The sequence below is a fragment of the Kocuria salina genome (assembly GCF_013368965.1).
GTDB classification, from domain to species: Bacteria; Actinomycetota; Actinomycetes; order Actinomycetales; family Micrococcaceae; genus Kocuria; species Kocuria rosea.
Genome location: NZ_SSSF01000001.1, coordinates 476,721 through 500,630, shown reverse-complemented (window position 1 = coordinate 500,630; position 23,910 = coordinate 476,721). Strand labels below are relative to the sequence as shown.

The 23,910-nt window shown below is 74.8% G+C and carries 27 protein-coding genes; 17 read left to right on the top strand and 10 right to left on the bottom strand.

What is annotated here, in order from left to right; all coding sequences use genetic code 11:
- Positions 1–9: 9 nt before the first annotated feature.
- Positions 10–894, bottom strand: a complete 885-nt coding sequence (locus E7Z53_RS02330; protein WP_035924422.1) for a serine hydrolase — start codon at positions 892–894, stop codon at positions 10–12.
- A gap of 192 nt (positions 895–1,086) precedes the next feature.
- Here E7Z53_RS02330 and E7Z53_RS02325 point away from each other — a divergent pair, with 192 nt between their 5' ends.
- The 7 genes from E7Z53_RS02325 to E7Z53_RS02295 all read left to right on the top strand — a co-directional run bounded on the left by E7Z53_RS02325 (position 1,087) and on the right by E7Z53_RS02295 (position 7,096).
- The gene (locus E7Z53_RS02325; protein WP_017835020.1) at positions 1,087–1,350 is read left to right on the top strand and encodes a hypothetical protein; all 264 of its coding nucleotides are present in this window, start codon (positions 1,087–1,089) and stop codon (positions 1,348–1,350) included.
- Positions 1,351–1,399: 49 nt separating this feature from the next.
- Positions 1,400–2,080, top strand: a complete 681-nt coding sequence (locus tag E7Z53_RS02320) for a YqjF family protein (RefSeq protein ID WP_176337083.1) — start codon at positions 1,400–1,402, stop codon at positions 2,078–2,080.
- Between the two features lie 256 nt (positions 2,081–2,336).
- A complete protein-coding gene (locus E7Z53_RS02315) occupies positions 2,337–2,699 on the top strand; it encodes a hypothetical protein (RefSeq protein ID WP_017835018.1) in 363 nt (120 codons plus the stop codon).
- 249 nt (positions 2,700–2,948) lie between these two features.
- Positions 2,949–3,362, top strand: a complete 414-nt coding sequence (locus tag E7Z53_RS02310) for a hypothetical protein (RefSeq protein WP_126349613.1) — start codon at positions 2,949–2,951, stop codon at positions 3,360–3,362.
- An 88-nt stretch (positions 3,363–3,450) separates the two neighbouring features.
- Complete coding sequence (locus E7Z53_RS02305; RefSeq protein WP_017835016.1) at positions 3,451–3,669, top strand: hypothetical protein; 219 nt, start codon at positions 3,451–3,453, stop codon at positions 3,667–3,669.
- Positions 3,666–4,496 (top strand): FAD:protein FMN transferase, encoded by an 831-nt coding sequence (locus tag E7Z53_RS02300; RefSeq protein WP_176337082.1) that lies wholly within the window; start codon positions 3,666–3,668, stop codon positions 4,494–4,496. Before E7Z53_RS02305 ends, E7Z53_RS02300 begins: the two co-directional genes overlap by 4 nt.
- 95 nt (positions 4,497–4,591) lie before the next feature.
- The gene (locus E7Z53_RS02295) at positions 4,592–7,096 is read left to right on the top strand and encodes an ATP-binding cassette domain-containing protein (protein ID WP_115163642.1); all 2,505 of its coding nucleotides are present in this window, start codon (positions 4,592–4,594) and stop codon (positions 7,094–7,096) included.
- Positions 7,097–7,152: 56 nt separating this feature from the next.
- Here E7Z53_RS02295 and E7Z53_RS02290 read toward each other — a convergent pair whose 3' ends face one another.
- The 4 genes from E7Z53_RS02290 to E7Z53_RS02275 all read right to left on the bottom strand — a co-directional run bounded on the left by E7Z53_RS02290 (position 7,153) and on the right by E7Z53_RS02275 (position 9,565).
- Positions 7,153–7,353: an antitoxin gene (locus tag E7Z53_RS02290; RefSeq protein WP_017835014.1), complete on the bottom strand. Its 201-nt coding sequence runs from the start codon at positions 7,351–7,353 to the stop codon at positions 7,153–7,155.
- A gap of 137 nt (positions 7,354–7,490) precedes the next feature.
- Positions 7,491–7,994, bottom strand: a complete 504-nt coding sequence (locus tag E7Z53_RS02285; protein ID WP_109221561.1) for a nucleoside deaminase — start codon at positions 7,992–7,994, stop codon at positions 7,491–7,493.
- A gap of 29 nt (positions 7,995–8,023) precedes the next feature.
- A complete protein-coding gene (locus E7Z53_RS02280; RefSeq protein WP_017835012.1) occupies positions 8,024–8,785 on the bottom strand; it encodes a YoaK family protein in 762 nt (253 codons plus the stop codon).
- Between the two features lie 51 nt (positions 8,786–8,836).
- Positions 8,837–9,565 (bottom strand): FadR/GntR family transcriptional regulator, encoded by a 729-nt coding sequence (locus E7Z53_RS02275; RefSeq protein ID WP_051063850.1) that lies wholly within the window; start codon positions 9,563–9,565, stop codon positions 8,837–8,839.
- Positions 9,566–9,689: 124 nt separating this feature from the next.
- Between E7Z53_RS02275 and E7Z53_RS02270 the strand changes: the two genes are divergently transcribed.
- From E7Z53_RS02270 to E7Z53_RS20105, 6 genes are all read left to right on the top strand, one after another.
- Positions 9,690–11,069, top strand: a complete 1,380-nt coding sequence (locus tag E7Z53_RS02270) for a GntP family permease (RefSeq protein ID WP_017835010.1) — start codon at positions 9,690–9,692, stop codon at positions 11,067–11,069.
- 8 nt (positions 11,070–11,077) lie between these two features.
- Entirely contained in the window at positions 11,078–11,845 is a 768-nt protein-coding gene (locus tag E7Z53_RS02265) for a glucose 1-dehydrogenase (protein WP_115163304.1), read from the top strand.
- Between the two features lie 81 nt (positions 11,846–11,926).
- Positions 11,927–12,949, top strand: a complete 1,023-nt coding sequence (locus E7Z53_RS02260) for a zinc-binding dehydrogenase (protein WP_176337081.1) — start codon at positions 11,927–11,929, stop codon at positions 12,947–12,949.
- Positions 12,949–14,496 (top strand): gluconokinase, encoded by a 1,548-nt coding sequence (locus E7Z53_RS02255; RefSeq protein ID WP_109269057.1) that lies wholly within the window; start codon positions 12,949–12,951, stop codon positions 14,494–14,496. Before E7Z53_RS02260 ends, E7Z53_RS02255 begins: the two co-directional genes overlap by 1 nt.
- Positions 14,497–14,685: 189 nt before the next feature.
- Entirely contained in the window at positions 14,686–16,101 is a 1,416-nt protein-coding gene (locus E7Z53_RS20605) for an FAD-binding oxidoreductase (RefSeq protein WP_217905335.1), read from the top strand.
- A 61-nt stretch (positions 16,102–16,162) separates the two neighbouring features.
- The gene (locus tag E7Z53_RS20105; protein WP_017835005.1) at positions 16,163–16,525 is read left to right on the top strand and encodes an antitoxin; all 363 of its coding nucleotides are present in this window, start codon (positions 16,163–16,165) and stop codon (positions 16,523–16,525) included.
- Positions 16,526–16,637: 112 nt separating this feature from the next.
- On the opposite strand, the gene E7Z53_RS02240 is transcribed toward E7Z53_RS20105, so the two are convergent.
- The 3 genes from E7Z53_RS02240 to E7Z53_RS02230 form a co-directional block, all read right to left on the bottom strand.
- A complete protein-coding gene (locus E7Z53_RS02240) occupies positions 16,638–17,474 on the bottom strand; it encodes an alpha/beta fold hydrolase (RefSeq protein WP_176337080.1) in 837 nt (278 codons plus the stop codon).
- A gap of 148 nt (positions 17,475–17,622) precedes the next feature.
- A complete protein-coding gene (locus tag E7Z53_RS02235) occupies positions 17,623–18,339 on the bottom strand; it encodes a class F sortase (RefSeq protein ID WP_176337079.1) in 717 nt (238 codons plus the stop codon).
- Positions 18,340–18,360: 21 nt separating this feature from the next.
- Positions 18,361–19,131 carry a hypothetical protein gene (locus E7Z53_RS02230; protein ID WP_176337078.1) on the bottom strand — a complete coding sequence of 257 codons (771 nt, stop codon included), beginning with the start codon at positions 19,129–19,131 and terminating at the stop codon, positions 18,361–18,363.
- Between the two features lie 293 nt (positions 19,132–19,424).
- Here E7Z53_RS02230 and sigK point away from each other — a divergent pair, with 293 nt between their 5' ends.
- From sigK to E7Z53_RS02210, 4 genes are all read left to right on the top strand, one after another.
- A complete protein-coding gene (gene sigK, locus E7Z53_RS02225; RefSeq protein WP_095650086.1) occupies positions 19,425–20,033 on the top strand; it encodes an ECF RNA polymerase sigma factor SigK in 609 nt (202 codons plus the stop codon).
- A complete protein-coding gene (locus tag E7Z53_RS02220) occupies positions 20,030–20,800 on the top strand; it encodes an anti-sigma factor domain-containing protein (protein WP_176337077.1) in 771 nt (256 codons plus the stop codon). Before sigK ends, E7Z53_RS02220 begins: the two co-directional genes overlap by 4 nt.
- Positions 20,801–21,435: 635 nt before the next feature.
- The gene (locus E7Z53_RS02215) at positions 21,436–21,789 is read left to right on the top strand and encodes a hypothetical protein (protein ID WP_176337076.1); all 354 of its coding nucleotides are present in this window, start codon (positions 21,436–21,438) and stop codon (positions 21,787–21,789) included.
- 88 nt (positions 21,790–21,877) lie between these two features.
- Entirely contained in the window at positions 21,878–22,831 is a 954-nt protein-coding gene (locus E7Z53_RS02210) for a hypothetical protein (RefSeq protein ID WP_176337075.1), read from the top strand.
- A gap of 53 nt (positions 22,832–22,884) precedes the next feature.
- Here E7Z53_RS02210 and E7Z53_RS02205 read toward each other — a convergent pair whose 3' ends face one another.
- Positions 22,885–23,043 (bottom strand): hypothetical protein, encoded by a 159-nt coding sequence (locus tag E7Z53_RS02205; RefSeq protein WP_154676755.1) that lies wholly within the window; start codon positions 23,041–23,043, stop codon positions 22,885–22,887.
- A gap of 79 nt (positions 23,044–23,122) precedes the next feature.
- Positions 23,123–23,761, bottom strand: coding sequence for a hypothetical protein (locus E7Z53_RS02200; RefSeq protein WP_176337074.1), 639 nt, complete (start codon positions 23,759–23,761; stop codon positions 23,123–23,125).
- Positions 23,762–23,910 lie beyond the last annotated feature (149 nt).

Below are 23,910 nucleotides of genomic sequence, written 5' to 3'. Positions count from 1 at the left end.
AGCGCCCGCCTACGGTGCCGCGGCCGGGCGGGGGGAGGTGCCGGTGTCCTCCCGCACGTACGCCTCGATCTCCCGCCCGGCGTCCCCGAACCAGGGCGCCGACTCCTCGTAGTCGGACCACCCGTCGGTCAGGACGGCGACGACGTAGTCGTGCCCGCCGAGCTCGACGATCCCGGCGTCGTGCGAGACGTCCACCAGCAGGCCGGTCTTGTGCGCGAAGCCGACGTCCGGGGAGAAGCCCGAGGAGAGGGCGTAGTCGAGGTGCTGCTCCTCGAGGAATCCCATGAGCAGGGCGGTGGAGGAGCCGGAGAGCAGCTCACCGCGGCGCAGCCGCTCCAGGAGGGCGGCGACGTCCGCGGGAGTGGTGGTCATCGCGACGACGTCCTGCGAGCCGGTGTCGGGGTCGAAGGTCGTGGCCGTGAAGCCCTGCCCGTGCGCGAAGGCCTCGACCTGCCCCCACCCGAGCCACTGGCCCAGTGCCGCACCGGAGGCGTTGTCCGACCAGCTGATCATCACGTCGAGGGCCTGCTCGACCGTGAGGCCCAGTCCCGGCACGACGTCCGAGAGGGCGAGGGCGCCCCGGTCGGCCCGGTCGAGGACCGCATGGGCCAGGAAGAGCTTGTAGAGGCTCGCGCTCGTGAACGGACGGTCCGCGTTGCGGGCCACGACCTCCCCGCCCTCCGGGTCGAGCAGCACGACCCCGAGCTCCCCGGGCACCTCGGCGGCGAGCTCCTCCAGGTCCGCCGCCAGGCCCGCGGCGGCGGCCTCGGCCGTCGGGGCGGCGACCGGCACGGCGCCGTCCCCGTCCCCGCCGCAGGCGCCGAGGAGGAGGGCGAGGGCGAGGCCCAGCGCCGCGGCGCGGCCGGATCGGGCCCCTCGACAGCTCGTGCGCACGGTGCGCCTTTCGTTCCCGGACGGGGACGCGGGCGGTTCGCCCCGGCGGCAGGCGCCGGTCCCGTTCCCGACCGTACCGGCGCCGTCCTGGATTTCTGCTGAGCATCTTCCGTCAATCCTGTCCCCACTGTTGCAACGGTTTGTGAAGCGTGCTTACCTTTGATGCTCATGCAGAAGCACGGAGGAGGGGTCATGACAGCAGCTGCGGGTGAGAGCTGGTGGCGCAGGACGCTGGCGATCGGGTTCCTGTCCTTCGCCGCCCTGGGACTCGCGGGGTGCGACGACCCCGGTTCCGGCGGCGAGGAGGGCACGGAGCAGGAGGCCCCCGCCGGAGGCGAGGAGACCGCCGAGGACGAGGCCACGGACGCCACCGAGGAGGAGAACACGACCGGGCCCATCAGCCCCACCGAGGGCGAGGGTCCCATGGAACAGGATGACGAGCAGGAGGACGGCTGATCCGGCGGCTCCCTGGCCGGCGGCGCCGGGGCTCCCGCGCCCCCACCTGATGGACCAGCGCTGGGAGGACGCCGTCTTCCTGCACTGGCGGATCCCCGTGTCCGCCGCGGCGGCGCGGATGCCGCCGGGCGTCCGGGCGGACGTGGTCGACGGCTCCGCCTGGGCGGGCCTCGTCGGCTTCCGGATGCAGCGGATCCGGCTCGGCGCCGCGGTGCCCCTGCCCTACTGGGGAAGCTTCCCCGAGATCAACGTCCGCCTCTACTCCCGCGAGCCGGACGGCACGCGCGCAGTGGTGTTCCTGTCCCTCGACGCCCCACGGCTTGCGGTCGTCCTCGGCGCCCGCGCCGCCGGCCTGCCCTACGTGTGGTCGCAGTGCCGGGCCGCCGCCCCCGACGGGCCGGATCCCGCTTACGGGTACGACGTCGTCCGGCGCCGCGGACGGACGACGTCCTCCTTCGCCGTGCACCCGGACCGCGCTGCCCGCGCCGACGACGAGCTGTCGCTGGAGCTCACCGCGCGGTTCGGCCTGCACAGCCGGTTCGCCGGCCGCACGGTGCACGTCCCCGTCTCGCACGAGCCGTGGCCGCTGCACCCCGCGGCGGTCGCGCACCTCGAGGACGGCCTGCTGGCCGCGGCCGGTCTCGACGTCGACGGCCCGCCCGAGTCCGTGCTGTTCTCGCCGGGCGTCCGGACCCGGATCGGGCAGCCCCGGACGGTGCCCGGCACCTGATCCGCGGATCCCGCACCGTCCGCCGGACCGCGCCTGCCCGCGCACCGTCCGCGGCCGTCCGGGTGCTCCGTCCCCCGGATCGCGCCGCCCGGTACCCGACAGCCCCACAAGAGTGGGCAGGCCCGGAGCGCGCGGGAGGTCCAGGATGGAACCAACTCCCGCAGGAGCGACCGGGGGGACTCCGGTCGAGGTCGCTCCCGGAGCCGCTCACCGCCGGGACCGTTCCACCGGGGGAGCCGCACGCGAAAGGCCCGCCGTGACCACTCCGCTCGTTCCCGAGCTGCCCCAGCTGCCCGACTTCTCCGGCCGGTCCTCGGCCGAGCCCGGGGCCGCCCGCCCCGGCCGCGCGTTCGAGTCCGCGGCCACGGGCGCCCTGCTCCTGCTCCTCGCGCTGACCGTGGTCCTGGCCGTCCTCGTCCGCGCCGTGCCCCTGGGGCCGCTGCTCACGGTGGTGCTCCTGCTGCTCGTGTCCGTCGGTGCGCTCGCGCTCGGCGCCCGGGGCGGCGGCGCCCTCCCGGCGGAGCCGCCGGAGGACCCCGCCGACGGGACACCGGAGACGCAGGGGGTCTACTACTACGACCGGCACGGCCGGCCGGTGGCCATCGACGACGCGTTCTGAGCGGCGCCCCGTCCGGCGCCCCGTCCGGCGCCTCCCGGTCCGGGCCGGTGCCCGGCGGCCGCGGTGGCACCGGCACCGTGTCCGAATCGTGTCCGTCATCTTCACGCACGGTGGCCGATGCACCCTGACCTGCGCCTACGTTGGTGACGTCGTACCAGACACGGGGCCCGGGGGCGTTCGGGGGAATGCGCTGCGGGCCGGCACCAGTCGCGAAGCGCTTCTCGCTTCTCCACCGGATGGGACAGAACCATGAGAAGAACCACCAGGGCAGTCACGGCCGCCGCCTTCGCGGCAGGAATCGGTCTCGTCGCCGCCGCACCGGCGCAGGCGATGGAGATCTACGAGATCAGCGACGCCACGCGGATCGCCGAGGGGGCGGCCGTCGAGGGCACCTACAAGGTCTCGTGCACGGCGGGGAGCAACATCTTCGTCTCCCTCAGCGTGACCCAGCGGGTCTCCGAGGGGCGGATCGCCAACGGCAGCTACTTCCAGCAGTGGGTCTGCGAGGGCGGCGAGGTCGAGCTGGACTACCAGGCCGTGGCCTTCAACATGGCCTTCGACGAGGGACCGGCCGTGCTCTCCGGGTTCATCCAGGAGTGCCAGGCGGAGTTCTGCGGGACCGGCACGAACCTGCCGCTGCAGGTCATCGAGATCGCCGACTAGCGGGACCGGTGGACGGGCCCGTTCCTGCGCCGGCGCAGGAGCGGGCCCGTCCCGCGTCCCCGGCTGCGGAACTCTGCCCGAAAGTCCAGTGACCGGCACCACCCCCGGTCCTATAGTCGAAGTCATCGACCGCACATCTCTCCCCCCACGCCCCCCGCAGCGGCTCCACGACCGCGCCGTCCCCGTCCTCCAGGAGGAGGTCCTCACGAGGCGGCCGGCGCGCGTCGACGTCGTGAGCGGCGCCGCCCCCGCCGTGAAGGGCTACCGCACGGTCTGCCGGGAGCTCCTCGAGCGGGCCGGGCTGTGAGCGCCCCCGCCGTCGAGCTGCGCCGCCCCGAGGGCCGGTGGCACCGCCACCGGGAGCCCGTCTGGGGCACCTCCGTGACCGTCGACGTCCGCGCCGGCGAGCAGGGGCTGCCCCCCGAGCCCGCCGTGCAGCACGCGCTGGACACGGCCGTGGCCAACATGCGGTGGGTCGACGCCGTCTTCTCCACCTACCGCCCCGACTCGCTCGTGACGGCGCTCCGCTCCGGCCTGCTCGACGAGCGCCGGCTCAGCCGGTGGGACGCCGCCCAGGGCGCCCTCCTGGACGTGCTCCGGCGCTGCCGCGAGGCCCGGGAGCTGACCGACGGCTGCTTCGATCCGTGGGCCGTGCGCGGCGGCTTCGACCCCTCCGGCTACGTCACGGCGTGGGCCGTGGAGCGGATCGCCGACGACCTCGTCCGCGCCGGGTGCGCGAACGTCTGCGTGGAGGCCGGCGGGGACGTTGTGACCCGCGGGTCCGCCGGACCCGGGAGGCCCTGGACCGTGGGCATCCGCCACCCCGACGACGCCGGCGCGGTGACCTGGACCGTGCTGCCCGGCAACGGCGCGGTGTCGACCTCGAGCACCGCCGAGCGTCCGGCGCACATCGTCGACCCGCGCACGGGGCGGCCCGCGGCGGGCGCCCGGTCCGCGACGGTCGTCGGCCCGGACGCACGGCTCGCCGGAGTGCTGGCCACGGCCCTCGTGGTCGCCGGCCGGGACGGGGCCCGCTGGTTCGCCGGCCTGGACGAGTGGTCCGCCTGGGGCGTGGACTCCGCCCCCGCGGACACGGCCTGGTCGATCGGCCGGGAGCACCACCTGGCCCGCTGAGTCCGCCCACGGCCCCGCCGGTGGCTAGGGTGGAGGCGGTGAGCACCCACCCCGACACCGCCCCGACCGCCGCCTCCGACACCACCCGTACCGGCATGGTCCGCGTCCGGGGAGCCTCCGAGAACAACCTGCGCCACGTGGACGTGGACGTCCCCCGCGACGCGATCGTCGCCTTCACCGGCGTCTCCGGGTCCGGGAAGTCCTCCCTGGCCTTCGGCACCATCTACGCCGAGGCGCAGCGGCGCTACCTCGAGTCCGTGGCGCCCTACGCGCGGCGCCTGATCCAGCAGGGGCACAACCCCGCGGTCGAGGGGATCACCGGGCTGCCGCCCGCCGTGGCCCTGCAGCAGCGGCGCGGCGCGCCCAGCTCGCGCTCCACCGTGGGCACCCTCACCACGCTGTCCAACTCGATGCGCATGCTCTTCTCCCGGGCGGGCACCTACCCGGACTCCGCCGCGGGGAGCCTGGACTCGGACGCCTTCTCGCCCAACACCGCCGCCGGCGCGTGCCCCCGGTGCTCGGGCCTGGGCACCGTGCACGACGTCACCGAGCCCTCCCTGGTCCCGGACCCGGGGCTCAGCATCCGGGACGGGGCCGTCGCGGCGTGGCCGGGCGCGTGGCAGGGCAAGAACCTGCGCGACATCCTGAGCCACCTGGGCCACGACGTCGACGTCCCCTGGCGCGAGCTGCCGCGGGAAGAGCGCGACTGGATCCTGTTCACCGAGGAGCAGCCCGTCGTGGAGATCACCCCGCAGCGGGACCGGGTGGCGAAGCCGTACAAGGGCCGGTTCTGGAGCGCGAAGAGCTACGTCCTGCACACCCTGGCGGACTCCGCGAGCCAGCAGATGCGCGAGCGCGTGCTGCAGTACGTGGTCACGGGACCCTGCCCCGCGTGCGCCGGCAGCGGCCTGCGCCCCGAGGCGCTCGCCGTGACCTTCGCGGGCCGGAGCATCGCCGAGCTCAACGGGGCGTCCCTCGGCGAGCTGGCCGAGGTGGTCCGGCCCACCGCCGCCCTGGAGCACGCCGGGACCGCCTCCCGGGCGGTGTCCTCGGGGGAGCGCAGCGAGGCCGCGGTGACCATTGCCAAGGACCTGCTCGCCCGGCTGCAGGTGCTCCTGGACCTGGGACTCGGCTACCTGAGCCTGGACCGGTCCACGCCCACGCTCTCCCCGGGGGAGATGCAGCGGCTGCGGATCGCCACCCAGCTGCGCTCCGGGCTCTTCGGCGTGGTCTACGTGCTCGACGAGCCCTCGGCGGGCCTACACCCGGCCGACGCCGAGCCGCTGCTGGCCGTGCTCGAGGAGCTGAAGGTCTCCGGGAACTCGGTGTTCGTGGTGGAGCACGACATGGCCGTGGTGCGGCGCTCCGACTGGGTCGTGGACGTGGGGCCCCAGGCCGGGGACCGCGGCGGCGCGGTGCTGTACAGCGGCCCCGTGCCCGGCCTGGCCGACGTGGCGGAGTCCGCCACGCGCCCCTTCCTGTTCCCGGACGGCCCCCCGCACGGCTCTTCCGACGGCTCGCCCGACGACCCTCCGGGCGGCACGACGGCGGAGCGCACGCCGCGCCCGGTCGAGCGGCGGCTGCGGCTGCGCGGCGTCACGCGCCACAACCTGGTGGACCTCGACGCGGAGATCCCCCTGGGCGTGCTCACCGCCGTCACCGGGGTCTCCGGCTCGGGCAAGTCCACGCTGGTCAGCCAGGTCCTGGCCGAGACGGTCGGCCGGCACGTGCACGGCGGGGCGGCGCCCGCCGACGCCGAGGACGACGCCGCGCCCGCCGCCGGGGCACGGGTGGCTGCCGTCGAGGGCCTGGAGCACCTGGACCGGCTGATCCGGGTGGACCAGCGGCCCATCGGCCGCACCCCGCGCTCCAACCTGGCGACCTACACGGGACTGTTCGACGCGGTCCGCAAGCTCTACGCCGCCACCGACGAGGCGCGGGCCCGCGGCTACGGGGCCGGACGGTTCTCCTTCAACGTGACCGGCGGCCGGTGCGAGACGTGCCAGGGCGAGGGCTTCCTGGCCGTCGAGCTGCTGTTCCTGCCCGGCACCTACGGGCCCTGCCCCGACTGCCAGGGCGCCCGCTACAACCCGGAGACCCTGGAGGTGACCCACCGGGGGCGGAGCATCGCCGACGTCCTGGGCATGCGCGTGGAGACCGCCGCGGAGTTCCTCGCGGACGTCCCGGCCGCCGCGCGCAGCCTGCGCACCCTGCTCGACGTGGGGCTCGGCTACCTGCGGCTCGGCCAGCCGGCCACCGAGCTCTCCGGGGGTGAGGCGCAGCGGATCAAGCTGGCCACCGAGCTGCAGCGGGCCCGCCGCGGCCACACCCTGTACCTCCTGGACGAGCCCACCACCGGCCTGCACCCGCAGGACGTGCAGCTGCTGCTGCGCCAGCTGAACCGCCTGGTGGACGCCGGCAACACCGTGGTGGTGGTGGAGCACGCCATGGACGTGGTGGCGTCCTCGGACTGGGTGATCGACATGGGCCCGTCCGGCGGCGAGGCCGGCGGGCGGATCGTGTGCGCCGGCACCCCGGCCGAGGTCGCCGCGTGCCCGGCCAGTCGCACGGCGCCCTACCTGGCCGCAGCGCTGGCCTGACAGGCCGCGGCCCCGCGCGCCGGGAGGCGGGCGGGGCCGCGGTCAGCGGGCGCGGATCAGTTCTGCTGCTGGTCCTTCTCGTCGGCGCCGAGGAAGCCGCCGGCCTTCTCCTGGGCCTGGTCCACCTGGCCCTCGTACTTGTTGCCGGTGCGCTCGTCGACGGCGTCGCCGCCCCGGTCGATGCCCTGCTGCACCTTGTCCGGGTGCTGGTCCGCAAGGTCCTTCGCCTTGTCCGCGAATCCTCCCATGTCCACCATGATCGTTCCTCTCGTCGAACGGTTCCGGCGGGCGCGGCCCACCGGGGGTACCCCTCCATCCTGGTCCCCGGACGGGGCCCCTGGCCACCCCGCGCCGAGGTTGCGGCTGACGGCGACGCGGCCGGGCGCGGTGCCCGTCAGCTGCCACCTCGCGGGTCGGTCCGGATCAGGTGCAGCCGGCGGTGCAGGTCGCGCACCGCCGGCGCCAGCTCGAGGCAGGGGCCGTCCACGGGCACCCCCGGGGCCACCTGGGTGATCGGCAGCGCCGCGACGGGGGCGGGCGGGGCGCCGAGCTCGTCCAGCCACCGGCCGAGCTGCGCCGAGGAGGAGGCGTGGACGATGCGGCCCAGCCCCACCCAGGCGTGGGCCGCCGAGCACATGGGGCAGTGCTCGCCCGAGGTGTAGACCGTGGCCGCGGAGCGCTGCTCCGGGGTCAGGTGGGCGGCCGCCCACCGGGCGATCTCGAACTCGGGGTGGCGGGTCGCGTCACCGCCGGCCACCCGGTTGCGGTCCTCGAACAGGACCTCCCCCCGCGCCGAGACCAGCACCGAGCCGAACGGCTCGTCCCCGGCGTCGAGGGCCTCGCGGGCCAGCTCCACGCAGCGTCGCAGGTGTCCGCGGTCGGTCTCCGAGATGCCCATGGGCCCAGCCTACGGGCGGGGGCGCCGGCTCACAGGAACGCGCGGGCGGGCGGGCGCCTGCGGGAGAGGTCCCGGGCCACCGGACGGTAGGCCAGGACCAGCAGCAGCAGGGCGACCGGCACCAGGAAGGAGAACCCCGCGGCCAGGTAGCCGACCGTCCCGGTCACGCCGCCCAGGAAGAACAGGCCCACGAGGGTGGTCAGGACCCGCAGCTTCCTGCGGTCCGCCCGGACCGGTTCCGGACCCGGTGTGCGGTGGGGGTAGAGCATCCTGCCGAGCTCGATCGCGATGTCGGTGACCATCCCGGTGACGTGGGTGGTGCGCACGGGGATGTCGGCGACCTTGCTGAGGAGCGCGTTCTGCATCCCCATGGTGAAGCACAGGACGGCGACGGGCACGAGGCCGCGGTGGTCGTCCTCGACGGCCTCGGCGGTCAGGCTGAACACCAGGATCAGCGCGCCCTCGAAGGCGAGCACGTTCGCGAACCGGCACCCGAGCCCGCGCCGCCGGCCCCAGGTGAAGAGCAGCGAGCACCAGATGCCGCCGAGCACGAACGCGCCCAGTCCCACCGCGCCGAGGGACAGCAGCTCCACGTCCCCGTCCACGAGGTGGTCGGCCATGGTCGCGGTCAGGCCGGTCATGTGGGAGGTGTAGAGCGCCACGGCCACGAAGCCCGCAGAGTTGAGCATGCCGGCCACGAGGATCAGCAGGCAGGCCAGGTGGAGGTCGTAACGGGGGCTCCGGCGGGGCCCCGAGACCCGGGACAGGTAGCCGGTGACGGGTGTGGCCATGCGCTCAGCCTAGGAACGGCGCGGCCCGGGCCCAGCAGACCATCGGCCAGATCAGGCGGTGTTCTCCGTCACGTCGACGACCCCCTCGAGCACCTCCACCACCACGGCGCGCGCCCGCGCCTCGGCCTCGGCCGCGTTTCCGGAGGCGACGGCGGCGGCCGTGGCCTCGTGGTCCTCGAGCGCGCCGGGGTCCGGGGAGCGGGGCATGAGCCCGAGCGCCGTGCGGCCGGAGAGCACCTCGGCCACCACGTCCTGCAGGGCGGCGAGCATCGGGTTGCCGCTCGCCTCCAGCAGCAGCGCGTGGTAGGCGGTGTCCACCTCCAGGTACTCGGGGTCGGTGCCGCGGCGTGCCTCGCCGAGCTCCCGCAGCCGGGCGGCGAGCTCCACCAGGCGCCGCCGGGTGGGCCCGTCGGCCCGGACCGCGGCCAGCCGGGCGGCCACGGGCTCGATGGCGGTCCGCAGCTCGGTCAGGCTCCGCAGCTGCTCGTCGCGCCCCGGGCCGCCGAGCCGCCACCGGATCAGCCGGGGGTCGAACGGGTTCCAGTCCCGCGGCGGGCGGACGGTGACGCCCACCCGCCGCCGGGACTCCACCATCCCCATGGACTCGAGCACGCGCACCACCTCCCGCACGAGCGTGCGGGAGACTCCGAACTCCTCCTCGAGGGCCGCGAGCGTCAGGACCGTTCCCGGCGCCCGCGCCCCGGAGGCGATGCTCTCGCCGAGCCGGTCCAGCACCCCGCTGTGCTGCTCCACCCCGTGCATGGACGCTCCGTCCGTCATGTGCGGCGCGGTCGCGCCCACCCTGTTGCCAAAAGTATGATCTTTCTGTCAGCCTAGCGTGTGTCGTGGCTCACGACGAGACCCCAGGGCCTGCCCGCAGGCACGAGATCAACGGAGAAACTCAGTGGAAGACTGGACACAGACCCTCGGCACCGCGCCGCTGCTGACGATCGCGGCAGCCGCCATCGCACTGATCCTGGTCCTGGTGATCAAGTTCAAGCTGCACGCCTTCCTCACCCTGATCCTGGTGGCGCTGCTGACGGCATTCGCCACGGGCATCCCCACGGGGATGATCGTGGACACCGCGGTCACCGCCTTCGGCGGCACGCTCGGCTCGGTGGCCCTGCTCATCGGCCTCGGCGCCATGCTCGGCAAGCTCGTGGAGCACAGCGGCGGCGCCCGGGTGCTCGCGGACAAGCTCGTGGACATCTTCGGCGAGAAGCGCGCGCCCTTCGGTCTCGGCATCGCCTCCCTGATCATGGGCTTCCCGATCTTCTTCGACGCCGGCCTCGTGGTCATGCTGCCGATCATCTTCGCCGTCGCCCGCCGGGTGAGCGGCAACAACGTGCTCCTGTACGGCATCCCCGCCGCCGGTGCGTTCTCGGTCATGCACGTCTTCGTGCCGCCGCACCCCGGTCCCGTGGCCGCCACGGAGCTCTACGGCGCCGACCTCGGCATGGTCCTGCTCATCGGCCTGCTGCTGGCGTTCCCGCTCTGGTACGTCTCCGCGTACCTCTGGGGCAAGCGCGTGGGCACCAAGTACGTCCTCCCCGTCCCGGGCTTCTTCGGCGACGTCGACGACGACCAGCCCGCCAACCCGCCGCGGGTCGGCACCATCATCGCCCTGCTGCTGCTGCCCCTGGTGCTCATCTTCATGAACACCGGCCTGGACTTCCTGCGCGCCGCCGGCGCCGTCTCCGAGGACGCCGAGTGGTTCCAGGTGCTCTCCGCCCTCGGCGAGTCCCCGGTCGCCCTGCTGATCTCGGTCCTCGTGGCCCTGTTCGTCCTCGGCACCCGCCGCGGCGAGCACGGCACCGCCCTGGAGAAGGTCATCGACTCCTCCCTGGGCCCGGTCGCCTCCGTCATCCTCATCACCGGCGCCGGCGGCATGTTCGGCGGCATCCTGCGCGCCTCCGGCATCGGCGACGCGCTGGCGTCCTCGCTGGACGGCATCGGGCTGCCCGTCATCTTCGCGGCCTACATCATCGCCGTGGTCCTGCGCCTGGCGCAGGGCTCGGCCACCGTGGCCCTCGTCACCGCCGCCGGGCTCATGGCACCGGCCGTGGCCGCGGGCAACTTCAACTCCGTGGAGGTCGCGGCCGTGGTCCTGGCCACCGCCGCCGGCTCGGTCTTCGCCGGGCACGTCAACGACTCCGGCTTCTGGCTCGTGGGCCGGCTCATGGGCATGGACGTCAAGACCACGCTGAAGACCTGGACGGTCCAGCAGGCCCTCGAGTCCGTCCTCGGCTTCGCCGTCGTCCTCGTCATCTTCTACATCGCCTGAGGCCCCGGATGCGAAACGTCTTCGACATCACCGGCCGGCTCGCCCTCGTCACCGGCTCCTCCCGGGGGCTGGGGCGGGCCCTGGCCACGGGCCTCGCCGAGGCGGGGGCCCGCGTGGTCCTGCACGGGCGCGACGCCGACGCCCTCGCCCGGGTGCGCGACGAGATCGCCGCCGGCACGGGCACCGCCCCGGTCACGGCGGCCTTCGACCTCACCGACGCCGAGGCCGTCCGGACGGGGATCGACGCGGTCCTCGCCGAGCACGGCGTCCCGGACATCCTGGTGAACAACGCCGGGATCCAGCGCCGCGCCCCGTTCGCCGAGTTCGCGGCCCACGACTGGGAGGACATCGTCGCGGCGAACCTCTCGAGCGTGTTCCACGTGTCCCGGGCCGTGGTCCCCGGCATGCAGGAGCGCGGCTCGGGCAAGATCGTCAACATCGGCTCCGTGCAGTCGGTGCTCGCCCGGCAGACCATCGCCCCGTACTCGGCCACCAAGGGCGGGGTGGTCATGCTCACCAAGGGCATGGCCGCGGACCTCGCCCGGCACAACATCCAGGTCAACGCGATCTCGCCCGGGTACTTCGCCACCGAGATGAACCAGGCGCTGATCGAGGACGAGGCGTTCAACCACTGGGTGGTCGAGCGCACCCCGGCCCGGCGCTGGGGGCAGGTCGAGGAGCTCGTGGGCACGCTGGTCTACCTGTGCTCGGACGCCTCCAGCTTCGTCTCGGGGCACAACGTCCTGGTCGACGGCGGCATGACCTCCGTCCTCTGACCCGGGTCCGCCGCACCACCCGCAGTCCCACCCGGCACGCGCCGCACCGCGGCGCCCGGGGACGCACCAGGAAGAGAGCTCATGAAGGCCATCGTGATCCACGGCAAGGACGACCTGCGCGTCGAGGAGGTGCCCACCCCGGAGCCCGCCGAGGGGCAGGTCCGGCTCCGGATCGCCTACGGCGGGGTGTGCGGGTCGGACCTGCACTACTGGGCCGAGGGCGCCAACGGCGAGTACGTGGTCCGGGAGCCCCTCGTGCCCGGGCACGAGGTCTCCGGGACGGTGGACCTGGACCCCGCCGGCGAGCTCGCCCCCGGCACCCCGGTGACGGTCCACCCGGCCACGTTCGGCACGCCCCAGCCCGGGATCGAGGACCGGCGCCACCTGTGGCCCGGCGGGGCCTACCTGGGCAGCGCCTCCACCCGGCCGCACACCCAGGGCGGGATGAGCGAGTACCTGCTGGTCCGCCGGGACATGGTCCGGGTGCTCCCGGCCGGCCTGCCGCTGCGCCGGGCCGCGCTCGCCGAGCCGCTGGCCGTGGCCCTGCACGGGCTCACCGTGGCCGGGGACGTGACCGGCCGGCGCGTGCTCGTCTCCGGGTCCGGGCCGATCGGCCTGCTCACGGCCGCGGCGGCCCTGGCCCGGGGCGCGGCCGAGGTCGTGGCCACGGACGTCCTCGAGGGCCCGCTCCAGCGGGCCCGGGCGCTCGGCGTGCACGCCACCGTCCGGGTGGGGGCCGAGCAGATCCCGTCCGGGGCGTTCGACGTGGTGCTCGAGTGCTCCGGCGTGCCCGCGGCCGTGAGCCCCGCGCTGGTGGGCGCCCGCCGCGGCGGCGTCGTCGTCCAGGTGGGGATGGTGCCGGACGAGGCGCGGCCCGTGAACCTGGCCCCGCTGGTCTCCAAGGAGCTCCAGCTGCGCGGGTCCTTCCGGTTCGACGACGAGATCGACGAGGCGATCGGGCTGCTCGCCGACCGCCCCGGGATCGAGGACGTGGTCACGCACGAGTTCCCCGCCGACCGGGCCGTGGAGGCGTTCGCCACGGCCCGCGACTCCGCGGTCTCCGGCAAGGTCCTAGTGTCCCTGGCCCCCGGGGAGCCGCGCTGATGCCGGGGCCGGCCGGCACCGGGCACCCGGAGCCCGTGGTGGTGGGCGTCGACATCGGCACCACGAGCACCAAGGCCGTGGCCTTCGCCGTGGGCGGTGAGCAGCTCGCCGCCGCCTCGGCCGGCTACCCCCTGGAGGAGCCGCACCCCGGCCACGCCGTCCAGGACCCCGAGCTGATCCTGCAGGCGGTGCTGGACACCGTCCGCGCGGTGGTCGGGGAGGTCGGGGCGGAGCGCGTGGCCGGGCTGTCCTTCAGCGCCGCGATGCACAGCCTGCTCGGGCTCTCGCCCGAGGGAGAGCCCCTCACCCCGCTCGTCACCTGGGCCGACACCCGGGCCAGCATCCAGGCGGAACGGCTGCGCGCGAGCGCGGGCGGCCTCGCCCTGCACCGGCGCACGGGCACCCCGGTGCACCCCATGTCGCCGCTGCCCAAGCTCGTCTGGTTCCACGACCAGGAGCCCAAGCTGTGCGAGCGCGTCGCCTTCTGGGCCGGCATCAAGGAGTTCGTGCTGCTGCGGCTGTGCGACGCGCTCGTGGTGGACCACTCGGTGGCCTCGGCCACCGGTCTGATGAACATCCACGAGCTGGCCTGGGACGGCGAGGCCCTCGCCCACGCCGGGATCCTGCCCGAGCAGCTGCCCGAGCTGGTGCCCACCACCCACGTCCTGCCCGGGCTCACGGACGAGGGCGCCCGGGCCACGGGGCTGCCCGCCACCGTGCCCGTGGTGGTGGGGGCCAGCGACGGCCCGCTGGCCAACCTCGGCCTGGGCGCGGTCCGGCCCGGGGTGGCGGCCTGCTCGATCGGCACGAGCGGCGCGCTGCGCGTCGTCGTCGACCGTCCCGTGGTGGACCCGCTGGGACGGGTCTTCTGCTACGCCCTGACCCCGGGGCGCTGGGTGGTCGGCGGGGCGATCAACAACGGCGGCGTGGTCCTGGGCTGGGCCGGGGACGCCCTCGCCCCCGACCTGGGGGAGGAGCCGGAGGAGGAGCTGCTCGCGCTCGCGGGGAGCGTCCCGGCCGGGTCCGGGGGGCTGCTCATGCTGCCCTACCTGCTGAGCGAGCGCGCCCCGCACTGGAGCTCCCTGCCCAAGGGCGCCTACGTGGGGCTGACCCGCGCCCACCGCCGCGCACACCTGGTGCGCGCGGCCCTGGAGGGGGTGTGCCAGCAGCTCGGCCTGGTCCTGCAGTCGATGCGCTCGGCCGGTCTGGCCGTGGAGCAGATCCGCGCCACCGGCGGCTTCGCCCGCAGCCCGCTGTGGCGGCAGCTGCTCGCCGACGTCCTCGGCACGGACATCTCCTTCGCCTCGGGCCACGAGGGCTCCGGGTTCGGCGCCGCGCTGCTCGGGATGCAGGCGCTCGGGCTGATCGAGTCCGTCGACGTGGCCGCGGACCTGGTGGAGGTCGAGTCCGTGGTGCGCCCGGACCCCGCCGACGCCGCGGTCCACGCGTCCCTGCAGCCGGTGTTCGAGCAGCTCTACGAGGCCCTCGTGCCCACGTTCACGTCCCTGCGCCGGCTGGCGCCCGCCCTGCCGCTCGAGCGCGACTGACCCTCCCCGCGGCCCCGCCCCGTTCCGGCCGTGCCTACCGGGCCGTGCCCGCCGGCGCCCCGTGACGATTCCGTGCACGGCCCGGAGGGCGCATCGGCGGGCCCGCGTGGGAGAATGGACCTGTTCTGCGGCGCCTGCGGGGCCCGAGCGGCCCCGCACCGCGGATCACCGGTGCCGAGGGGGCCCGCGATGATCTCGAGAACGGACGTGGAAGAACTCCACCGGCAGGTCCGCGGCCCGGTGCTGCTGCCGGACGAGGTCGGCTTCGCGCAGGAGGTCGCCGGCTTCAACCTGGCCGCCGTCCACCACCCGGACGCGGTGGCGGGCGTGACCGACGCCGCCGACGTGGTGGCCGTGATGCGGTGGGCCGCCGCCCACCACGAGCCCGTGGGGGTGCAGTCCACGGGCCACGGCGCGGACCAGCCCATGGAGGGCGGCGTGCTCGTCACGACCCACCGGATGCAGGAGATCGAGGTCGACCCCCGCCGCCGGACCGCTCGGATCGGCGCCGGCGTGCGGTGGCGCCGCGTGATCGACGCGGTCGCGCCCCACGGCCTCGCGGTCCTCACCGGTTCGGCCAGCGACGCCGGGGCGGTCGGCTACACCCTGGGCGGCGGGCTGCCGGTGCTCGGGCGGATCTTCGGCTTCGCCGCCGACCACCTGCTGGGCCTCGAGGTGGTGACCCCCGACGGGCGGCTTCGCCACGTGGACGCCCGGCACGAGCCGGAGCTGTTCGCCCTGCTGCGCGGGGGCAAGGGCAACCTGGGCCTCGTCACCGCGATGACCATGGGCCTCGTCCCCCTGGAGGAGCTCTACGGCGGCGGGATCTTCTACCCCGGCACCGACGCCCAGGAGGTGCTGAGCGCGTTCAGCCGGTGGGCGCCCACCCTGCCGGAGCGCGCCTCGACGTCCGTGGCCCTGCGCTGGATGCCGCACGACCCGACCGTCCCCGAGCAGCTGCACAAGCGGATGCTCGTGCACCTGCGCTTCTGCTGGGTCGGTCCGGAGGAGGAGGGCGCCCGGGTCCTCGAGCCGATGCGGGCGGTCTCCCGGCCGGTCCTGGACCTGGTGGGGCCCATGGACTACCGGGACATCGACCAGGTGCACATGGACGCCACCGAGCCGGGTCTCTACGTGCTCACCGGGGAGTTCCTGCGGGAGTTCGACGCCGCCGCGGTCATGACGCTGCTGCAGAGCGCCGGGCCCGGCAGCCGGTGCCCGCTGCCGGAGGTGGGGATCCGGCTGATGGGCGGAGCCTTCGCCCGGACCGACGGCGTCGAGGACGCGGTCTCGGGGCGGGACGCGGCGTTCTTCCTGGAGCTCATCGGCTGGCTCGCGCCCCACGTGGCCGCGGCGACGCCCCGGGCGCTGGCCGAGATCCTGCAGGCCATGGCCCCGTGGTCCACGGGCCGGGCCTTCGTGAACATGCACGGGGTCCCGGGCGGGGAGACCGAGCACGCCCGGGCGTGGTCCGAGGAGGTCTACGTCCGTCTGGTCCGGGCCAAGGCGCTCTACGACCCGGACAACCTGCTGCGCTTCCAGCACGTGGTCGGCCAGGAGCGCCGGCCTCCCGGCCTCGGCCAGCCGGCGGACAGCTCCGCGTGATGGACTGGCGGCAGCACCGCGGCGCTCCCGCGCGCGGTGACCACTCTCGGAAGGAGACGTGATGGTGAACTTCAAGGGGCTCACGGCCAAGGCCAAGCAGCTCGCCCAGCGCAACCCGGACAAGGTCGACAAGGTCCTCGACCAGGCTGGCAGCTTCGTGGACAAGCGCACCGGGCGCAAGTACGAGCGCCACGTGGACACGGTCCAGCAGAAGGCCCGCCAGTTCCTCGGCGGGGGCCGCGCCCCCGGCGACCGGACCTCCGGCGGCCCGGCGACCGGCGGCCCCAGCACGGGCGGCCCGGCGACCGGCGGCCCGACCACGGGCGGCCCCGCCGCCGGCGAGCGCCCGGACGGGCAGCCGGGGGGACCGGCCGGGACCGACCGCCCCGGTGACGTGCCCGGCCACGAGGGCCCCCGCCACTGAAAGTTCCCGGGCCCCGGGAACGGAGCGGACCCCGCCCGCCGCGCCTCGAGCGCACGGCAGGCGGGGTCCGTCGTCGTCCGGCGGAGGGCCGTCCCGCAGGGGGCGGGTGCGGCTACCGGGCGAGGAAGTCCAGCAGCGTCTCGTTGACCTCCGCGCCGTGGGTCCAGAGCAGCCCGTGCGGGGCGCCCTCGATCTCCACGTACTCCGCCTGCGGGAGGGCCTGGTGGAACTGCCGGCCGGTGGCGTCGATGGGCAGGATGTTGTCCGCGGTGCCGTGCACGATCAGGGCCGGCACGTCGATCTTGGGGATGTCGGCCCGGAAGTCGGTCAGCCAGGTGGGCTGGGCGGCCACCGACGCCACGGCTCCGGAGCGGGCGGCGATGTTCCGGCAGGCGTCCACGACCTCCTGGCTCAGCCGGTCCGTGCCCAGGAACGTGTCCGTGTTGAAGAAGTTGCCGAAGAACTCGGCGAAGAACGCGTAGCGGTCGGCGGTCACGGCCGCGGCCAGGCCGTCGAAGACGTCCTGGGGCACGCCCGTGGGGTTGTCCTCGGTCTGCAGCAGGTACGGCTCGAGCGAGCCCAGGAAGGCCGCCTTGGCCACCCGCGAGGATCCGTAGGTCCCGAGGTAGCGCCCCACCTCCCCGGTCCCCATGGAGAAGCCCACCAGGACCACGTCGTTCAGGTCGAGGGTGCTCAGGACGGTGTCGAGGTCGGCGGCGAAGGTGTCGTAGTCGTAACCCGTCGTCGGCCGGCTCGAGCGGCCGAAGCCGCGGCGGTCGTAGGTGATCACGCGGTAGCCGGCCCCGAGCAGGGCGGCGGTCTGCTTCTCCCAGGACGAGCCGTCCAGGGGGTACCCGTGGATGAGGACGACGGGCTGACCGCTGCCGTGGTCCTCGTAGTACAGCTCGATGTCGGTGCTGTTCTCGGTGCCGACGGTGATGTGACCCATGGAGGCTCTTCCTCTCGCTGGTGCGACCTCTCGCTGGTGCGACAGATGCAGAGAACGGTCGTTCTCTGCGCAGAAGCCTAGGGAAGGGTCGTTCTCCGCGCGAGGCCGGGGCGGTGCGCACCAGCGCTCGTTCCCAGGGCTGCGCCGCTCAGGGCACCAAGGACGCGTAGACCACGTAGTTGTCGTCGAACTCCCCGGTGGCCGGGTCGAAGCCGTCGCAGGTGATCAGCCGCAGCTCGGACCCCTCCGTGTTGCCGTAGACCTCGAGGGTGGGGAAGTCGTCCTTGCCGTACTGCTCCCCGCGGTCGACGGCGAAGACCGCCGTGGACCCGTCCTCCCGGGCCACCTCGATCGTGTCGCCGGGTTCCAGGGTCCGCAGCCCGGCGAAGACCCCGGGGCCGCCGCCGGTGGCGTTGACGTGGCCCAGCAGCACGGCCGGGCCGCGCTCGCCGGGGGTGGGGGACCCGGTGTACCAGCTCGCCGGGGAGCCGGGACCCTCGGGCGGGACCTCGAGCGAGCCGTCCTCGCGCAGGCCCAGGTGCAGCAGCTCGGACTCGGTGCCGGTGGCCGGGACGGACAGGGCGACCGGCTCCGACGCGCCCAGGACCGCCGGGCCGTCCGCGGGGCCGTCCGCTGGACTGTCAGTTGCGGCGGCGGTCGGCCTCCCCGTCGCGGACGGGGCCGATCCCGCGCCCGAGGGCGCGGAGGTGCTCGACGGCGAGGCGGTGCTCGAGGCCGCCGGCGGGGTGCTGCCGGCAGCCGGTGCGGCGCCGTCGTCGGACGCGGCGCAGCCGGTGGCGAGCAGGACGGCGGTCGTCGCGGAGGCCAGCAGGCCTCCGCGACGACCGGTGGTCGATCCCGTCACAGCAGGAACCGTCCCGTCGGATCAGCCGCGCGCGGCGCGGCGGCGCAGGGCCCACGCGGCGCCGGCCGCGGCGGCCAGGACGCCGCCGCCGAGGGCCGCGGCCTGGGCGGTGGACCCCGTCTCCTGGGCCACGCCGGTGTCGGCGCCGCCCTCCGGCATCGCGCCCATCTGCGAGGCGGTCAGCGTGCCGCACGCGGCCGGGAGGGTCGCGGCCGCGGGCAGCGCCGGGTCGAGGTCGCTCATCTTCTCGGCGGCCGCGGCGGGCATCTTCGCCGGGTCCACGCCGTGGACCACGACGACCGCGGTGCCGTTCTGCAGGGACTCGGCGGTGGCCTCGTCCAGCTGCAGGGTCCGCTCGTAGGTGTACGCGGAGCCGCCCGGGAAGCGCTCCACGGACAGGCCGGAGTCGGGGCTGGTGTCGCCCTCGGTGGTCAGCGAGGTGCCGATCATGCCGTAGAAGGGGTGGCCCTCGGTGGTGTTGACCACGCCGTCGCCGTCCGCGTCCGCCTCCGGGCCCGGGCAGGTGCCCTGGCCGTGGATGTGGATGTGCTGGGCGTGCGGGAACGGGCCGTCCATGAACGTCTCGGCCGCGCCGCTCACGTTCATCGTGACGGTGGCCTCGGTGCCGTGGACGTCGACCATGACGTCGCCGGTGGTGCCGGAGTTGTTCAGGGTGCTCAGCGCCGCCTGGGCGGACCACATGTCGGAGTCGTGGGCGGCGGCGGGCGCGGCGGCCATGGTGAGCGCGCCGAGGGCCAGGGTGGGGACTGTGAGGAGCATGGACTTGCGCATCAGATTCTCTCCTGTGTCGTACCGGGGGGTCGTGCCGTGTGCGCACTTTCGGTGTGCGCACGGACAGTTCGGCGCCGGAACGGGTCCGGACGGGTGCGGGGGCAGAAAAGTTCCCGGCGCGCCGGAACGGCGCGCGGACCCGTCCGGTGCCGGCCCCGCGACGAACAACGGTCATGGAGACGACGAGTGTGTCGATGGCATCACATCGACCCGGTGTGGCAAGGTGCAGTGCGACACTGCTCCCGCCCGGACCCCGGGCGGGGTGCCGCTCTCCGAGGGAACAGCGAGACCGCGTGAGCACAGGACCGACCGGCCGGAGCGGGAGAGCCGGGGCACCGGTCCCCGCTCCAGGGCGGACCGAACAACAGGTCGAGCTGCTGCGCCGCGTGGCGGGCGGTGACGAGGACGCCTTCGCCGAGCTGTACGACGCGACGTCGTCCACGGTCCACGGCCTGGTGCTGCGGCTGCTCCGCTCCCCCGAGCTCGCCGCGGAGGTGGTCCAGGAGGTCTACCTGATGGCCTGGCAGCAGGCGGAGCGCTTCGACGCCGGCCGCGGCACGGTCCTGGCGTGGTTGTGCACCATGGCCCACCGCCGCGCGGTGGACCGGATCCGGCAGAGCCAGCGGGAGCGGGACCGGGACCAGCAGTACGAGGTCCGGCGGGCCGAGACGCCCTCCGACTCCACCTGGAGCGAGGTGGAGCAGTCCCTGGACTCCGAGGAGGTGCGGGCCGAGCTCGGCGGGCTCAGCCCGCTCCAGCGGGAGGCCGTCTGCCTGGTCTACTACCGGGGGTACAGTCACCGACAGGTCGCGGAGCACCTGGACGTCCCGCTGGGCACGGCGAAGGCCAGGATCCGCGACGGACTCACCAATCTGAGATCGGCACTGGGGGTGCGGCAGTGAAGGACATCCAGGGGGACGACCGGGCCGGCGACGTCCACGCCGACGCGGCGCTCTACGCCGTGGACGCCCTCGAGCCCGGCGAGCGCGCCGCGTTCGAGCTCCACCTGCGCGGCTGCGCCGCCTGCCGGGAGGAGGTGGCCGCGTTCGGGGAGGTCGGGGCGCACCTCGCCGCCGCCGTGGCCGAGCCGCCGCCGGCGGCGCTGCGCGGGGACGTCCTCGCGGCCGTGCGCGGGACGCCCCAGGAGCGGCGGCCGGAGGAACGGGCCGAGGACCGGGCCGGGGACGCGCCCGTGTCCCTGGCCCAGCGGCGCCCGCCCCGGCGCCGCTGGCTGGCCGCCGCCGCGGCCGCCGTGCTCCTGCCCGGTGCGGCCCTGGGCGGCTGGGCCGGGGGCACGCAGGCCGAGCAGCGGGAGCAGCAGCTCGTGGCCCAGGAGCAGGACCGGCAGAACCGGCTGCTGAGTGCCCCGGACGTCACCACCCGCCAGCTCGACGTGGACGGCCGCCCGGCCACCCTGGTGGTCTCGGCGCAGGCGGACGCGGCGCTGTTCGTCGCCTCCGACCTCGCCGGACCGGGGGAGGGCCGGGAGTACCAGCTGTGGCTCGTGCAGGACGAGACCCCGGTGCCGGACGTGCGCTTCGGCGGCGGACAGGTGCAGGTCTGGCTGGACGGCGACATCGACCGGGCCGGGGCGGTGGCCATGACCGTGGAGCCCGCCGGCGGCTCCGAGACGCCCACCCTGCCGGTGCTGGCCGCCGCGGAGATCTGAGCGCGGCTCCTGCCAGAATGAGTTCATGACCGAGGCAGAACCTTCCGGCGGCGGCGCGGCCCGGGCGGCCCCGGCACGCCCGTCGTGAGGCCCCGGCCGGGCGGGAGGCGCCGGCACCCCCTGCGGTGGGTGCTGTCCCGGGAGCTGGTCCTCGACTGGCTGCGCTCGTTCCGCACCAGCCGCAGCGCCCTGCACTTCCGGCTCCGGAACCGCTTCTCGGACGCGCCCGTGCGGGGGGACGCGCCCGTGGTCGTGAGCCTCACGTCCTACGGGAGCCGGATCCGGGCGGTGCACCTGGCCGTCGAGTCGATGGTGCACGGCACCGTGCGCCCGCAGCGGCTGATCCTGTGGCTGCGCGAGGCCGACGTCGTGGCGGACCCGCCCGCGCCGCTGGCCCGGCTGGTGCGCCGGGGCCTCGAGCTGAGGTGCACCGAGGACTGGGGCCCCCACCAGAAGTACTACCCCTACGTCCGGTCCCGGGCGCGGCACGAGCTGCCGCTGGTCATCGCGGACGACGACGTGCTCTACGGCCCGGCGTGGCTCGAGGAGCTGCTCGCGGTCCACGCGCGGCACCCGCACGACGTGGTCGCCCACCGGATCCGCCTCGGCGGAGGACGGATCCTGCCCTACGCGACGTGGAGCCCGGCGCCCCGGCGGGAGCGTCCGTCCGCACCTTCGCCACGGGCACCTCCGGCGTGCTCTACCCGCCGCACCTGCTCGACGCCCTGCGCGAGCTCGGCACCGCGTTCACCGCGTGCGCGCCGATGGCCGACGACGTGTGGCTGCACGCCGTCGCCCTGCGCCACGGGACCGGCGTCCGGCCCGTCCGGGACGGCCGCACCGCCTACCGGCCCATCCCCAGGACGCTCTTCCGGGGTCTCAGCACCCGCGATGTCCTGCGCGGAGGCAACGACATGCAGATCGCAGCCACGTATTCGGCCTCGGACGTGGAAGAGTTGGAGCGTGCACGGGTGGCCGAGGGCCCCTGAGCACGTGGACGGGCAGTTCCCCCGCTTCCCGTCCGCCGGCCGTCCCCCCACGGCCGCTGTCCGCGCTCCCATCCCCCCAGGAGTTCCCATGCCGAAGAACTACCGCCGCCCGGACTCGCCGGACCACGTCGCAGCCGACGTGCCGGCGCGCGCAGCAGGGCACTCGATCGTCTTCGACTCGCCGGCCGAACTGGCCGCCTACACCCGCCACGACCGCCTGTCCGCCGACGGGCCCCTCCTGCTCGCCCGCCGCGCCGGGTTCCACCCCGACGGGTCCTGGCCCTGCTCGGCGCTCGAGTCCGCCCAGAACGTCCTGGCCACCCGGGCGCGCACCATGATCGAGATCGAGCTGCGCACCACGGTCGACGGCCGGTGCGTGGTCCTGCACGAGGCCGTCATGGGGCACGGGAGCACCGGCGCCGGCCCGGTGAGCGAGCAGTCGGCCGACTACGTGCTCAGCCAGCACCTGGTGGACAACTACGGCGAGGTCACCCGGTTCCCCATCCGGGAGGCCGGCGAGTTCCTCACCTGGGCGGTGCTGGCCGGGGCGGTGCTGTGGCTCGACGTCAAGAACGTGACCCCGGAGGCCGTCGTCGAGCTCGTCCGCACGCACCGGGCCGAGGGCCAGGTGGTGGTGAGCGTGCACGGGCTGACGGAGCTGGCCGTCTACCGCAGGATCGCCCCCGACCTCGTCTACTTCGTCCCGGCCCACCCGGACGGCCTGCCCACGGTCGACGACGTCCGACGGGAGGTGCCCGACCTCCGCCGGGTGATCGGCTTCGCCGGCCACTACGTCCCGGACATGGAGGAGAGCCTGCGGATGCGGAGCTGGAACGTGCCCATGCGCCTCGAGCTGCACCGCTACGACGAGAACCTGTCCGCCGACGCCCTGGACGTGCACTACTACCGCCGCGCGGTCGAGGCCGGCTTCGGGATCCTCTCCACCAGCCACTACCGCGAGGTGGCCGACCTCCTCGGCCTGTCCGCGTGGGCGCCGAAGAACGCCTCCGCCCGGGACGACCGGGGGCTGACCCGGCACTGATCCCGGGCGCGTGCCGCTCTCGGCGGGGCGCCCGGGGCCGTCCGGGCCGGGGATCAGTCGTCGCCCGGCGCGTCCTCGGGGGCGTCCCCCTCGGCCTGGGAGGGCTTGTTGTCGTCCGGGTCGACGGCCGACTGCACGCTTTGGTCCTCCGGCACGTCTCCCTCGGCCTGGGAGGGCTTGTTCCGGGCCGGGTCCGGGGTCGTCTCGCTCATGCCGCTCCTCGTGCGCTCAGCAGGGTGATGGTCCCGGCTCACGCTACGCCGGGCCCGGGGCCCCGACAAGAGGATCCCGCTACGCGGCCCGGCCGGCGCGGATCGCGGCGTAGAGCTGGGCGGGGATCAGCCCGGTCCGGTGGGCGCGCTCGACCGCGGCGAAGCCCTCCTCGGTCTCCTCGTACGGGAAGTGGATGAGGTCCGCCGCGAGCTCCCAGTGGTCGATCATCCCGCCGGCCCAGAGCTGGCAGATCGCCCACGGGGTGTCCGCGGAGAAGGCGGGGGCGTCCGGCAGGACGTACTCGTCGGCCGGCACGCGCCAGGCCTCGAGGCTGTCCAGGTCCGCCGCGAGGTCCTCGAGGGTGTCGTAGTGGCCCGCGCGGTCCGGGTCCACGGAGCCGTTCGGGTTGGCCAGCTCGACGTCGTAGCCGCCCTCGGCCGCGGCGAACACGGTGGTGGGCCCGGGCTCCCCGCCCACGCCGGCGTCGAGGGGCAGCTGGGACGGCAGCCACTCCCAGCCGTCGCCGAGCTGGTCCATCTCCAGGTCCCGGTAGGCCACCCAGCCGCGGGCGACGAGCAGCTCGTGGGCGTCGTCGTCCCAGGTGCCCTGGGCGGCGCCCTCGATGTCGACGGCGCGGGCGCCGGCCGCGGCGTGGAACTCCCGCCGCTGCTGCTTCTTCTTGGCGGCGGCCTTCTTGCGGGGCTTGCTCTTGGGCACGGATCCTCCTGACGGGCGGGGACGGACGCGTGCGCGGTCCCTCGGACCTCCCATGATCGCGCATCCGGCGGGATCCGGGGACGCCGGGCCCGCTCCGCCCGGCCGGGACCCCGCGGGGCTAGTCTGGCCGGGACCGTCCGTCCCGACCG